Source organism: Moorena sp. SIO3I6, from assembly GCF_010672095.1.
In genome coordinates this window covers 75774-89213 of record NZ_JAAHHU010000028.1, presented here as the reverse complement: position 1 = coordinate 89213, position 13440 = coordinate 75774, and the positions used below count along the sequence as shown (strand labels likewise).

Here is a 13440-nt window from a genome sequence, read left to right as displayed (position 1 = left end):
CAAAGCTTGTCGGGTGGGCAAAAACCCTTTGGTTCTTTTAACAATTCTAGATAATATCATTTTGCCCACCCTACGCACTGAATTCTGACTTCTTAAGAAACGCTATAATGTTTCAATAACTATTGTAGAGCAGTTGATGGCAATGGCTGACAATACATATGATGCCCAACTTGATTTTATATTACAGGTTCTACAAGCAACCGCAGACAGTAATGGTGACGCGCAGATAATTTACCCATTACTGGCAGCAAATACAGACAAACTAGATGATAGATTAGCAGAACAATGGCGGGATTGGGCAACAAGTAAACTGGCGCAAGCGGAAGCAGATGAAGCAAAATTTATAGCAGCAGTTATTGGAAATTTCAGCAATCTAATTCAGCAATTCCCCTTGGGTGACAAAGCCAGCACTATGGAAATTGCCATCACTGGCTATGAAGTGGCACTAACTGTTTTTACCCGTGAGGCGTTTCCTATTGATTGGGCACAGACTCAAAACAATCTCGGTATTGCTTACGCTCAAAGAATCGAAGGTGAGAAAGCACAAAACCTAGAAGTTGCCATCCCTTGCTACCAATTGGCTTTAGAAGTACGCACCCGTGAGGCGTTTCCTATTGATTGGGCATCGACTCAAAACAATCTCGGTATTGCTTACTCTGACAGAATCGAAGGTGAGAAAGCACAAAACCTAGAAGATGCGATCGCTTGCTACCAATTGGCTTTATCAGTTTACACCCGTGAGGCGTTTCCTATTGATTGGGCAACGACTCAAAACAATCTCGGTAATGTTTACCGTAACAGAATCGAAGGTGAGAAAGCACAAAACCTAGAAGATGCGATCGCTTGCTACCAATTGGCTTTAGAAGTACGCACCCGTGAGAGGTTTCCTATTAATTGGGCATTGACTCAAAACAATCTCGGTAGTGCTTACTTATACAGAATCGAAGGTGAGAAAGCACAAAACCTAGAAGATGCGATCGCTTGCTACCAATTGGCTTTATCAGTTTACACCCGTGAGGGGTTTCCTATTGATTGGGCAAGGACTCAAAACAATCTCGGTAGTGCTTACGCTCAAAGAATCGAAGGTGAGAAAGCACAAAACCTAGAAGATGCGATCGCTTGCTTCCAATTGGCTTTATCAGTTTACACCCGTGAGGCGTTTCCTATTGATTGGGCAATGACTCAAAACAATCTCGGTATTGCTTACTCTGACAGAATCGAAGGTGAGAAAGCACAAAACCTAGAAGATGCGATCGCTTGCTACCAATTGGCTTTAGAAGTAAGCACCCGTGAGGGGTTTCCCCGAGACTATCTAGATACTAACAATAACCTTGGTTTGGCTTACCAAGATGCTCAAAATTTCCCTGAAGCTTACAAGGCTTTTGATGCTGCCATTAAAACCGTAGAATCCCTGCGAGATGAAATTATTTCTGGTTCTGGAGTAGAAGATCACAAGACCAAACTAGCTGAAAAGTACAACCGAAGCTATCGAGCTATGGTGGAAGTTTGCCTAGAGTTAAATAATATCACCGCAGCCATTGAATATGTTGAACGGAGCAAAACCGGCAATTTAGTTGAAGAGATTCTCCGCCGTGATATGAAAAATATCTTTCCCCCAGATGTTGTTACTCAACTAGAACAATACAGGGATGAAATAGCAGTAGTTCAATATCAAATCCAACAGGGTAAAGCTAAAAATATAACCGCCCTGGCACAACGTCTTAAACAATTACGAGAGCAGCGCAATGATTTACAAAACCAATATTCACCTATCGGTTCTGGCTTTAAGTTTGAGCGATTTCAGAACAATTTAGATGACCACACTGCCATTGTAGAATTTTACATTACATGGAATAAGCTGCTCACTTTCATCTTTACCGGTCAAACTCAACAGCCAATAGTTTGGCAGTCTGAGCCACAAGACTTAGAGAAATTGCTAAAGTTGAAAGAGGAATATGAGAAAAGTTACAAGAACACCAAAAAAATTGATTGGAAAAAAAATCTTAATAGCCATCTACATTCCCTAGCTAATATTATCCACATAGATGACATCATTCAGCAAATACCCCCAGAGTGCGATCGCTTAATTTTAATTCCCCATCAGGTTTTACATTTGTTCCCCCTTCATGCCTTACCGATTACCAGTAAGCAGGGAGAAGGTAAATCTAAAATTATAATGGAACAGTTTCCAGCAGGGGTAAGTTACGCCCCTAGCTGTCAACTACTCCAACTTGCTCAAACCAGAAAACGCCCCAACTTTACCCATCTGTTTGCCGTCCAAAACCCCACTGCTGATCCTAAATTAGTTTACACTAATATCGAAGTAGAAGTGATTAAAAGTTACTTCAAACCAGCGGATACAGATGTCCTTGTGGAAAACGCTGCCACCAAAGCTGCCATAGATAGCAAAGCTCTCAACACTTACCACTGTGTCCATTTTAGCTGTCACGGTTACTTTAACTACGATAAACCACGTAAATCTGCTCTCATTCTGGCAGATGCCCACTTCACTGTAGATGCAATCTTTGCCCTGAAATCAGAACAGACATTAGAACAATGTCGCCTTGTTACCCTTTCTGGTTGTGAAACAGGATTAATCGACTATAATAACACCAGCGATGAATACATTGGTTTACCCAGTGGTTTTATAGCTGCCGGAAGTTCAGCTGTGGTTAGTAGCCTATGGAAGGTAAAGGATTTATCTACAGCGTTGTTGATGATTAAATTTTATCAGAATATGCTAAACCAAATGTCCTTAGCAGTTGCCCTTAACCAAGCGCAATTTTGGCTGCGGGATGCCACTGTACAGGAATTAAAAGATTGGGCTGAACAATTAACTAAACAGTTGAATTTGGATAATAATTTTAAGGAAAAATTAGAGGAAAACTTCTGTTTTACTTCAGAAACACACAACCCCTTTGCTAAGCCTTATTATTGGGCAGCTTACTGCGCGATTGGACACTCATAGATTTAGTCACCTAAACCGCCAAAAATATTTATTTATGACAATTTTAAAAGAACTCAAACTTTTCCTGAAAGCACTCGAAACTAACTTTGATGATTTTGACCGTGAAGACTTGCAAGATTTAGGACAATTTTTAGCAGATTTAGATATTCAAACAGAAGCCGATTTAATTAAAGTAACAGATTGGTTCAAAAACCATACAAAACTCACAGATACTCTACGCCTATTATTGGATGATGAGAGGGAATTAAAGAAGTCGCCCAAGCTTCCGCCTAATTCTGAAGCAAGTATTATTCAAAACCTATTTGAACCGCGAAAAACCAACCAAGAAGTTATTAAAGCTAAAACTAATCAACAAGATCAAGACAAGAGTCAGCAATCAAAACAAGGGTAAGCATTGAGCTATCAGCCGTCAGCCGTCAGGTAAGCTATCAGCTATCAGCTATCAGCTTATGCGCTACGCGCACGCTACGCGAACAGCTATTGAATAAAATAAGCATTCAGCTGACAGCTGACGGCTGACGCCTGAATGCTTACTAAAAATCTCAAACAATGACTCATAAAATCTACGCACCTAATATTCATCTCTTTGCCTTCCATCTTAGGAATCTATCTAGTAGTGATTCCCAACCAGACACCGACTATAACAGCAAACTACTTTGGCACAAGTACGATCAGATTTGTGCTAAATTCCAAATTCAACAGAAGCTAGAGCTGAGAGAGGTTGCCGAAGGTTCCCGCATTGCTTTACTAAAAGGAGCCACAACTGATAATATTCTCTTACCGTTGGAGGGAAAATTATCTCTGAAGAATGGCAAAGGAATAACGATTACTGGTCAAGCTTGTCCACTCCAGATCTATGATAGTTATGCTCTCGGTTTAAATATTCGGATTCCTGAACGTGAGAATAATCAGAAAACCGAAGACGTAGATCTGACTATATTCAAGGATTTTAATCCAGACCAGTGCTTTCTTCCCAGTAAAATTAACAGTAACATTAACAGTTCCCTAGGACAAATTCTGTTGCTAACTGCTTGGCTACCCCAGAAGCATCAGCAAGATTCCCATGTATGGAAAGAGATAGCTGATCAGTGTGTGCAGAATTTTCTGGGGGAAAAGGATAAGGATAACTGTCCAGCGCTTTATCAAGAAGGTCAATTATTTGATAGTCCAATTTTTGAATATGGCATTCCCGATCAATCTCAAGACTATGGCCAAATTTTTGTTTGGCTATTTTTAGGAGAAGAGGTGAATGGCAACTATAGTGCCCGAGCTGACGAAAATTTTTGCTTGTTTTATCAAAACTTTATTGATTTATTTTTTTATCGCCAAAAAGTTATTAAAGCTTATCAAATCAGCCGGGAGGTGTATAGTGATGTTAAACAACAATATCAAGATATCAAAAAAATAATCAATGAAACGACAGGTCACAGGCTGGAAGCCTATGCCACGACTCAAAGTCAAGATAAAACGACAGATCACAGGCTGGAAGCCTGTGCCACGACTCAAAGTCAAGATAAAACGACAGATCACAGGCTAGAAGCCTGTGCCACGACTCAAAGTCAAGATAAAACGACAGATCACAGGCTGGAAGCCTGTGCCACGACTCAAAGTCAAGATAATCAGAGATCATTATCTGAAGCTGAACTGTTGGACTTTAAGCATAAGCTGAGAATACTGCCGAAGCTAGACTTGAACTATTCAGACTGGCTGGGACAGTTAGAAAGCTATAGCTTGACAATGAAGATTAATGCTCACAATTATTCCGAAAAGCTTCAACAACTTCAAGAAAAATTACCAAAGGATGATTTAAGGATTTTGTCAGTATTTTCTGATAAAATAAGCCATACTTATCAAGAGCAAATTAAAATAAACTTAAGCTATTTTGGACATAGTTCTGGCCTATTATACAAAGCGATTTCCTCAATCAGAGGTATTGTGGAAATTGAACAAGCAGAACGCGATCGCGCTTTGGAACAAGCCCTCAGAGATAAGGAGGAGGCTGATCGAGCCCGAGACAAACAAGCTGAGAAACAGGAGAAAAGACAACAATTTTGGATCACCTTTGTCGGTACTGGCCTAGCGGTCAGTGGTATTTCTTCCCAAAGCGACGCTAAACAACCTCTAGAAGCGATCCTGACCAAACTAGACCGGAAGGGATCCTTAGATTGCCCTGAAGCTGGACTCTACCCTTGCTTGACTTATACTTTCTGGTTTGTGCTATTTCATATTTTGATTGGTGTTGGAGTTGGTGCGATCGCTGCTTTTATTGTGGATCGAATTATCAATCGGCGGTCAAAATGACTGCTGATGTAAGCATTCAGCGGTCAGCGGTCAGCCGTCAGCCGTCAGCCGTGAGCTAAAAGCTCACCCTACGCGAACAGCTTTCCATAACTCAGATTAAACTAATGCTTACCTGTTTTATTCAAAAGCTCTTCCCTTTGCTTACCCTATGCCCATAAGCACCTCAAGTAGCCTGTCCATAGCCCATAAGCTGATAACTGATAGCTGATAACTGATAGCTGATAGCTGATAGCTGATAGCTGATAGCTGATAGCTTATGATAATAAGTTAATCGGATTTAATATCATGTGTTATTTGTTTTTGTCTTCAGAGCCACAGTTGATTGAGTCCAGCTTGGCGGCAAATTCCAGAGCACCTTTAATACTATCGATATTGCCCTCAATCCGTGCAATTTGAATCTCAGTCAGTAACTCACCAATTTTAGAACTAGGGGATAACTTAAGAGACTTGATTAAATCTTTACCAGTAACCAGTGGTGTGGGATGGGCAACCTGGTCATTGGGATTCAAATAGTGCTCAATCAAGGGTGCTATAGTATCCACAGCCATGCCCCTGGCAACTGCCAAAAGCGCTACCACAGGAAAGACAGCTCCAACGTTAAGAAAGAAGAAATACTGGTCCCGTAATGGGATATCCTTGGCAGTAGTATAAGACAGCAATTGGGGCAAATGTTGGATTGCCCTGACTACTATTCGAGTCTGAACACGAGAGTACTTTAGAGCTAACAGCTGTTGTTCAGCAACTGCTGGTATTGATGATAATAAATTTGCTAGCTTAGCCAAATTTAGCAACGATAAAGAATGCTTAGTCACCTTTAAGTTCAATTCCACCCCAAGCTTAGGCCAGGTTTCTGCCAGTACCATCGCGGATGGGTTAATTGCTGTCATGTACTCGAAAGATTCAGCGGTGGCATCAGGCAGCCATGGTCGTAATACATTATCCTCCCAGGCCGCTTTTAGCCAAGGTACACCCTGAGGAGACTTGAGGAGATAGCCCAATTCTGTCCGTACTCGTTCTGCTGCGATTTGGCTCAATAACGGTGCTACCTTTCTAATCACTGACTGGGTGGCTGGGTCAATCTGAAAACCCAACTGAGCAGCTTGTCGATAAGCCCGCAGTAATCGTAATGGGTCATTTTGTAAGTTTTCTGGTGACACCATCCGGATTATCCCTTTACGGCAATCCAAGATACCCTGTAATGGATCAATGAATTCCTTGGTGTGGGGATTAAATGCGATCGCATTAATCGTATAATCCCGCCTATGTAAGTCAGCCTCTAAGCTATCCCCGTCCTGTTGAGCAAAGTCAACTGTTGCGTTGCCAAACACTACCCTAGCTATTTGACGCTGGGCATCCAAAACCACAAATCCTGCCTTATAACGTCTTGCTAGCTTGCTTGCTGTCCGTACTGCTTTAGTGGGTAAAACAAAGTCTAAGTCTTGGGTTACCGACTGTCGGTTGATCACAGCATCCCTAACCGCACCACCCACCAAGCAAGCGTCAGAAGGGAGTAACTCCCAGTTAAACGGCCAATTTTGGGGTGATATAGCAGTTTGGTAATTAGTCATTAGTCATTTTCTGAAATCTCAGAAATAATACTATATATCAATTGTGGTAAACTCGAACATATAACTTTATAAAAGTAGCAAACAGAGTAGCCAATACTTAAGTATTTGATATTATAAGCTAGCCAATAAATTTCTGAATTGAGCTATGCTAAAATAAAGGAAATGGAGTTTAAGCAATGTGTATTTGCATTAACTGCCACTACGTAGACCGGTGTACTACATACCATGCTGTGGAAACCCAGCATCAGGTACATCACCTGACGGAATCTCCCAACTTTGAAGCGGTTGAGCCCACCATCAATGTCAATATCCGTTCTACTGAAGATATAATCGAAATGGAATGGGACGTTGTCGGGTGTAATAGCTTTAAGCAGGAAACTGGGAAGTGGGCAAAGCTTCGTCCTGGTGAACTGGTACCCACCTGATGGGATTGTGAATTTTAGGTATTCTGGCGATAAGCTCCACTCTGTACCTAAGATCAGCATGGGATTCATCGCCAGTCAAGTTTTAATTTAACCAAGCAAGCTTTTGATAAAAGCTCGAATTGGTTCTGGTTGTGTTTGTCCAGTATTTTGAAAAATACTGCTTTAATTGACACAAAAGACACGATCGAGCCAAAATATTAAAAAGTATTAATTTTTGTAACGCTGGATGTCTTTTGAGCTTTTATCGTTGGAAACAGTCCAGGACATAGCTAAGGACTATGGCTACTGGGCAGTTTTTTTTGGGATTGCCCTGGAAAACGCTGGGGTTCCCATACCGGGAGAAACCATTACCCTGGTAGGTGGCTTCGGTGCAGGTAGCGGCGAACTCAATTATTGGGTAGTCCTATGCTCTGCGATCGCTGGTGCTGTCTTAGGAGATAACTGTGGTTACTGGATTGGGAAAATCGGTGGTTGGCCCTTACTACTGCGAATTGGGGGTTTAGTCCGGATCACAGAAGCACAACTGACAGAGGCTAAAACCGAATTTCGTAAGAACGCTGCTAAGGCCGTTTTTTTTGGTCGATTTGTGGCAATACTGCGGATCTTTGCTGGTCCAATGGCAGGGATAGTTCAAATGCCTTACCCGAAATTTCTATTATTCAATTTAGCTGGTGCTACGATCTGGGCATCAGTGATGGTGAGTTTATCCTACTTTTGCGGACGCTTGATACCTCTGGAACTATTAATCTCTTCGGTATCTAAATTTGCGATTGTTGCTCTGATCTTGGTGATTGGCTCGATTGTTGTTCCTAAATGGTTTGAGTCTCGTAGGCAGAAATTGGAGATGGGGGATTAGTTTAAATTGGCAAACGGTAATCGGTAATTGGTAGTTAAGGATTACCTTAACCCAATTACCGTAACGCAAAAGTCCTAACTCCTGGTTTTTGCTGACCACACCCGAGTTGGTAATCCCCACAAGTAGATGAAACCCTCAGCAGCCTTGTGGTCAAACTGGTCTTCTGAGGTGTAGGTAGCTAGTTCCGGAGTGTAGAGAGAATTCTCTGACTGACGTCCTACAATTATGGCATTACCCTTGAAAAGTTTAACCTTGACTGTACCGGATACCCGCTCCTGGGTTTTTTGAATGAAAGCATCCAAAGCCTCCTTAAGAGGACTATACCACAAGCCTTTGTATACCATTTGACTGTAGGTGTCTTCAATTCCTCGCTTGTACTGGGTAACATCAGCGGTCAAGGTCAGACTTTCCAAGTCACGATGAGCTTGGAGCAACACCGATAGGGCTGGTGTTTCGTAAATTTCTCGGCTTTTGATACCAACTACCCGGTTCTCAATCATGTCAATTCGTCCCACACCGTGATTGCCAGCTAACTCGTTCAGTTGACTAATCAAAGTAACCGGATCAAGGAGATTACCGTTAAGTATAGTGGGAACACCCCCCTCAAAGCCGATTTCAATATACTCTGGCTCGTCTGGTGTATTTGCGATCGCTTTTGTCATGGCATAAACTTCCTCTGGTGGTTCTACCATTGGATCTTCAAGCACCCCCGCTGCAATACTGCGCCCTAGCAGGTTACGATCAATGCTGTAGGGGGAAGACTTTTTCACTGGTGAGGGAATACCAAAGCGCTCACCATATGCGATCGCATCTTCACGAGAGAAACCCCACTCCCTAGCTGGTGCCAATATTTTCAAGTTGGGGTTAAGGGCGATAATCGACACATCAAAACGCACTTGGTCATTGCCCTTACCGGTACAACCATGAGCTACCGCATCTGCACCATATTTTTCAGCAGTCTCCACCAATAATTTAGCAATCAGCGGACGAGCCAGAGCAGTAGAGAGGGGATAGCTACTTTCATAAAGAGCATTAGCCTGAATGGCTGGAAAAGCATAGTCCTTGACAAAGGTGTAGGTCGCATCAGCAACCAAGGATTCTGTTGCCCCAGCGTCCAAGGCTTTTTGTCTGATTGGTTCTAGTTCATCTCCCTGACCTAAATTTGCCGCTAGGGTGATCACCTCCTTTACTCCCCATTCTTCTTTGAGATAAGGGATACAAACCGACGTATCTACGCCACCGGAATATGCTAGAATAACTTTTTCAGCACGGCTCATGATAATTTTACCCTGTGGAAAACAACAAAATATCTATTCTATCCACATATTTCCAGAATAGGGTTGCTCAATTGGCACAGAACTCTAATCGTAATCCGCTTCAACAGTATCAATCCAAGCCAAACTAGTGCCTGGATAATAGTTGCCTAAAATTTCTTGATAGGTGTAACCCTGCTTAGCCAAGTCACGAGCTCCGGTTTGACTCATACCCTGACCACCAAATACATTTTTGACAATATGGTCAGAAGCCGCGTACAAGGATTCTACCACCCCACCTTTGTAACTTAGAAAAATGCCGCGAGTTTCTTGAACTGCCTGAGCCGTGGTGTTCCACTCATATTTGATTCCTTTGTAAACTTGCCAACGCTGAGTGTTTCCCAAATCATAGAACTTACTAGCGGGTCGAATCGCATGAACCAAAGCATAGGAGCGAGCAGCAATGGCTTGTGCTTTCAGAGCTGCCATTGGCCAACTAGGATACACTTCCGCTCCCACCACCGAAGTCAGGTAAAGCTCAAGGTCAACGTAGTTTACTGCCAAGATGCTATCTCCCTTAGAAATCAATAGCAAATCCCCTCGATACCACCGATTTCCTACTAATACATACCCTCCGTTAGTTGGCTTCACCCAAAGCCCTGCGGGGGTCTTATAGTTACCAATTTGAATATAGTCCCCTAATGGTTTAACATTACTTCCCTGATTGGCGGTTAGTTTACCCAGGGGCTGACCCCTAGCATCCAGCAACTCACCCGGTGTTGAAGTAGCCACTACCAGAGACTTAACACCATTGGCTACAGCAACTCGCATTTCTAAGATCGGAGCATCATTCAATGGCTTTGGTGCTGGTTGCTGATTTTTGGTAGCTCCTTCAGACTGGCTGGGCGGCTGGTTGTTATGATTATAAGACTCAGTCTTGGCTGATTTATCCGATTTATCCTGGGATTTATCCTTGGTAGTAGCAGTAGATTGTTTAGTGTCTTGCTTGCTAGAGGTTGATGCTTGGGTAGCTTTAGTTTGGGCTAGGGTTGCTGAAGGTGGTGACTTAGAGACAGTGGAATTCTCATCCTTGGGGGTAGGAGATGGGGATGGTGTTGGAGTTGTGGCGGTAGATGTTATTTCGGATGTGGGAGTATCCTCTTGGTTAGACAGCCCATCCGACTCAGGGGAAACTTGATCTGGGGAATTTGGAGCAGAAGACGTTGAGGAAGATGTTTCTAACTCAGAGCCAGGTGACAGGGATTTCGCTAAGACTAAAGGTACAGATAGGGCAATTGAAAATAGGGCAATTGACCACAACACTGATTTCTTCATTCGTGAGTAAAATTAAACAGTTGCTTCACCTGCTATTACACTATATAATACAGCATTCCTAGTGGAATTCTGGATAGTGACAGACAGCTTATCCCTTTCTTAGCTTCCGCCAAAATTCATCCCACATCTCAAAACGAAGTGTTGAGTGTGGGATGAATTTTGGACAAACTCTTTCACAAAAAACCGGCACGATGTGTCAAAGTGTATTTACTGACAAGCAAAGCTTAAAATGCTAGCATGTTGGTGAAACGTTTTTACAAAAAAGTAAAAAAAAATATATAGAGCAGAGGCCGATGGAAGATGAATCAGGTAATTGCTAGTTAACACTAAAGCTTTGATCCTCCCAAAGATCGGCAGGGGGTCAACCCTCAACCTTGGCCTTTGGCCACCCTACGCGAACAACCTTGGCCTTTGGCCACGCTACGCGAACAACCCTCAACCCACCCTACTTCGGACGCCAAGAGCGAACAACCTTCCACAATCACTTACTTTCGCCCAGTCAGCCAATAGGTGATCATCTCTCCTTTGCCCTTCACATTAATAATTCCTCGCTCTTCAAACAAATACTTGTCTCTTAAACGCTCGTAAGTGGCAGCAGTAACTTGAATTCTCCCAGGTTCCCCTTGAGAGTCCATCCGAGATGCCACATTAACCGCATCCCCCCACAAATCATAAATAAACTTCTGGATACCGATCACCCCAGCTACCACAGGACCAGTGTTAATCCCGATGCGCAGGCGGAATGGTTCTCCATCATCCCGCTGGAAACGAGTAATTTCCTGTTGCAGATCCAATGCCATGTTTGCGATCGCTTCTGGATGGTCATCCCTAGGGTTTGGTAGACCACCAACAACCATGTAGGCATCTCCAATGGTCTTAATTTTCTCTAATCCATGGTGCTGCGCTAGTTGGTCAAAGCTTGAGAAAATTTGATTAAGTAGATTAACCAATTCTGTGGGAGAGATGCGAGCAGAAAGCTTGGTAAACTCCACAATATCAGCAAACAGAATTGTTACTTCCTCAAAGCGATTCGCAATAGCTTTTGGCTCTTGTTTTAATCGTTGGGCGATGGAGTGAGGTAAAATATTCAACAACAAGTGTTCCGACTTTTCTTGTTCAGCTCTCAGCGCTGCTTCTGCCTGTTTGCCCTTGGTAATGTCGGCTACAGTGCCTTCGTAGTACAGTAGTTTCCCTTCAGCATCACGCACAACACGAGCATTCTGGGATGTCCAGATGATTTGGCCATCTTGTCGATAAACCCTAGCTTCAAAATCCGAGATAGCACCATGCTCCTCAACCGCAGCAATAAACTCAGCATAGCTGTTGGGGTTGACATAAAGTTGCTGTTTAATATCGGTCACTTTAGTAACTATTTCTTCTGGGCAAGAGTAGCCATACATCCGAGCTAAAGCTGGATTGACACTCAGGTACTGCCCATTCGATGTAATCTGAAAAATCCCCTCAGCCACATTTTCAAAGATGCTACGATACTTCTCTTCAGCTTCCTGGAGTGCATCTAGAACCCGTTTGCGCTCGGTAATATTACGGGCGACCCAAATCACACAATTGTTTGGCAGGGGTGAGACACTCGCAGCAAACCACACCTGGGAATTATCACCTCTAAAGTGTGAAGTATGAAAGGGTTTTTCAGTTTGCCCCACTAGCTTTTGGCCATTGAATTCCGAAAATTTTTCATAATCGGATGAATTGTGATAATATTTGTTAGTGTGATGCCCTATATTCTTGGAATCGAAGTCCGAAAGTTTGTGGCCATTCAAGTCTGAGTTAGAACTAATTTCATCCTTAATACTTCCTACTTGATAATGTACTATAGGTAAACTGTATTCTATATTCAGGGTTTGTTTAGTATCTAAGACTTGCCGGATATGGGTGACAAAAAGTTCAGCTTGCTTGGGGGGAAAAACCTCGTAGACACTCTTACCAAGTAGTTCGGTCGTTGGACTATATAAAACCTCAGAATTGGTGGAGACTACTTTCATGTATCGTCCTTGAGCATCAAAAACAGTAATCACATCTGTCATCGCCCCAAACAGCACCCGCAACTCAGCTTCGGATTTACGTAGTGCTGCTTCGATGTGCTTGCGCTCTACAATCTCAATCCGTAGTTGATGATTGGCGTCCCGTAGTGCTGCTGTTCGTTCCTCCACTCGGGTTTCTAACACTTCATTGGCTTTTTGCAAGGCTTCCTGAGCTTGCTTACGCTCAGAGATGTCTTCTACAGTACCTTCGTAATACAGCAGATTGCCATCTTCATCTTTAATGGCACGGGCATTTTCGCAAATCCAAGTCAAACTGCCATCCTGGCGATAGACTTGGGACTCGAAATCTACAATTACACCATTTTCTTCTAATAACTGGATGAATTGGGAGCGACGGTTCGGATCAACATAAAGTTGCTGCTCAATATTAGAGACACTATTAATTAATACTTCTGGGGACTCATAACCATAGATGCGAGCTAAAGCTGGGTTGGCACTAAGGTAACCTCCTGACGGGGTGGTTTGGAAGATGCCTTCTACAGCATTTTCAAAGATATTGCGATATTTTGCTTCAGCTTGCCGACGCTCGCTAATATCAATCCCAATAGTGAAAGCAGCTGAGCCTTGATGGTACTTCTGGGCAACAATTACATAGTTTCGCTTTTCGTCATTGACGATAGCCGAGACTTCTCGGCAAGCATCTTGTTCTGGAGTGGCAAAAAACTCCTTGACAA

10 protein-coding genes are annotated in these 13440 nt (G+C 42.9%); 6 read left to right on the top strand and 4 right to left on the bottom strand.

The genetic code is table 11. The features are described 5' to 3' along the window. Positions 1–142: 142 nt before the first annotated feature. The 3 genes from F6K49_RS10875 (at position 143) to F6K49_RS10865 (ending at position 5269) form a co-directional block, all read left to right on the top strand. Positions 143–2968 (top strand): CHAT domain-containing tetratricopeptide repeat protein, encoded by a 2826-nt coding sequence (locus F6K49_RS10875; RefSeq protein WP_293096514.1) that lies wholly within the window; start codon positions 143–145, stop codon positions 2966–2968. Between the two features lie 34 nt (positions 2969–3002). After that, positions 3003–3359, top strand: a complete 357-nt coding sequence (locus F6K49_RS10870) for a hypothetical protein (RefSeq protein WP_293096509.1) — start codon at positions 3003–3005, stop codon at positions 3357–3359. Between the two features lie 158 nt (positions 3360–3517). After that, a complete protein-coding gene (locus F6K49_RS10865; RefSeq protein ID WP_293096503.1) occupies positions 3518–5269 on the top strand; it encodes a hypothetical protein in 1752 nt (583 codons plus the stop codon). Positions 5270–5559: 290 nt separating this feature from the next. Here F6K49_RS10865 and F6K49_RS10860 read toward each other — a convergent pair whose 3' ends face one another. Then, positions 5560–6837 carry a CCA tRNA nucleotidyltransferase gene (locus F6K49_RS10860; protein ID WP_293096498.1) on the bottom strand — a complete coding sequence of 426 codons (1278 nt, stop codon included), beginning with the start codon at positions 6835–6837 and terminating at the stop codon, positions 5560–5562. A 176-nt stretch (positions 6838–7013) separates the two neighbouring features. Between F6K49_RS10860 and F6K49_RS10855 the strand changes: the two genes are divergently transcribed. Then, positions 7014–7262: a Ycf34 family protein gene (locus F6K49_RS10855; RefSeq protein WP_293096491.1), complete on the top strand. Its 249-nt coding sequence runs from the start codon at positions 7014–7016 to the stop codon at positions 7260–7262. A gap of 226 nt (positions 7263–7488) precedes the next feature. After that, positions 7489–8118 carry a DedA family protein gene (locus F6K49_RS10850; RefSeq protein ID WP_293018343.1) on the top strand — a complete coding sequence of 210 codons (630 nt, stop codon included), beginning with the start codon at positions 7489–7491 and terminating at the stop codon, positions 8116–8118. 74 nt (positions 8119–8192) lie between these two features. Here the strand turns inward: F6K49_RS10850 and F6K49_RS10845 are convergent, their stop codons facing one another. Together F6K49_RS10845 and F6K49_RS10840 are read right to left on the bottom strand one after the other, a co-directional pair. Then, on the bottom strand, positions 8193–9395 hold the full coding sequence (locus F6K49_RS10845; RefSeq protein WP_293096485.1) for an argininosuccinate synthase: 1203 nt from the start codon (positions 9393–9395) through the stop codon (positions 8193–8195). Positions 9396–9479: 84 nt separating this feature from the next. Beyond that, on the bottom strand, positions 9480–10706 hold the full coding sequence (locus F6K49_RS10840) for a SpoIID/LytB domain-containing protein (protein WP_293096479.1): 1227 nt from the start codon (positions 10704–10706) through the stop codon (positions 9480–9482). A gap of 381 nt (positions 10707–11087) precedes the next feature. On the opposite strand from F6K49_RS10840, the gene F6K49_RS10835 reads away from it, so the two are divergent. Continuing rightward, entirely contained in the window at positions 11088–11216 is a 129-nt protein-coding gene (locus F6K49_RS10835) for a hypothetical protein (RefSeq protein WP_293096474.1), read from the top strand. On the opposite strand, the gene F6K49_RS10830 is transcribed toward F6K49_RS10835, so the two are convergent. Continuing rightward, positions 11192–13440 (bottom strand): adenylate/guanylate cyclase domain-containing protein (locus F6K49_RS10830; protein ID WP_293096467.1); only part of this gene is annotated, 2249 nt, incomplete at its 5' end. The genes F6K49_RS10835 and F6K49_RS10830 overlap by 25 nt on opposite strands.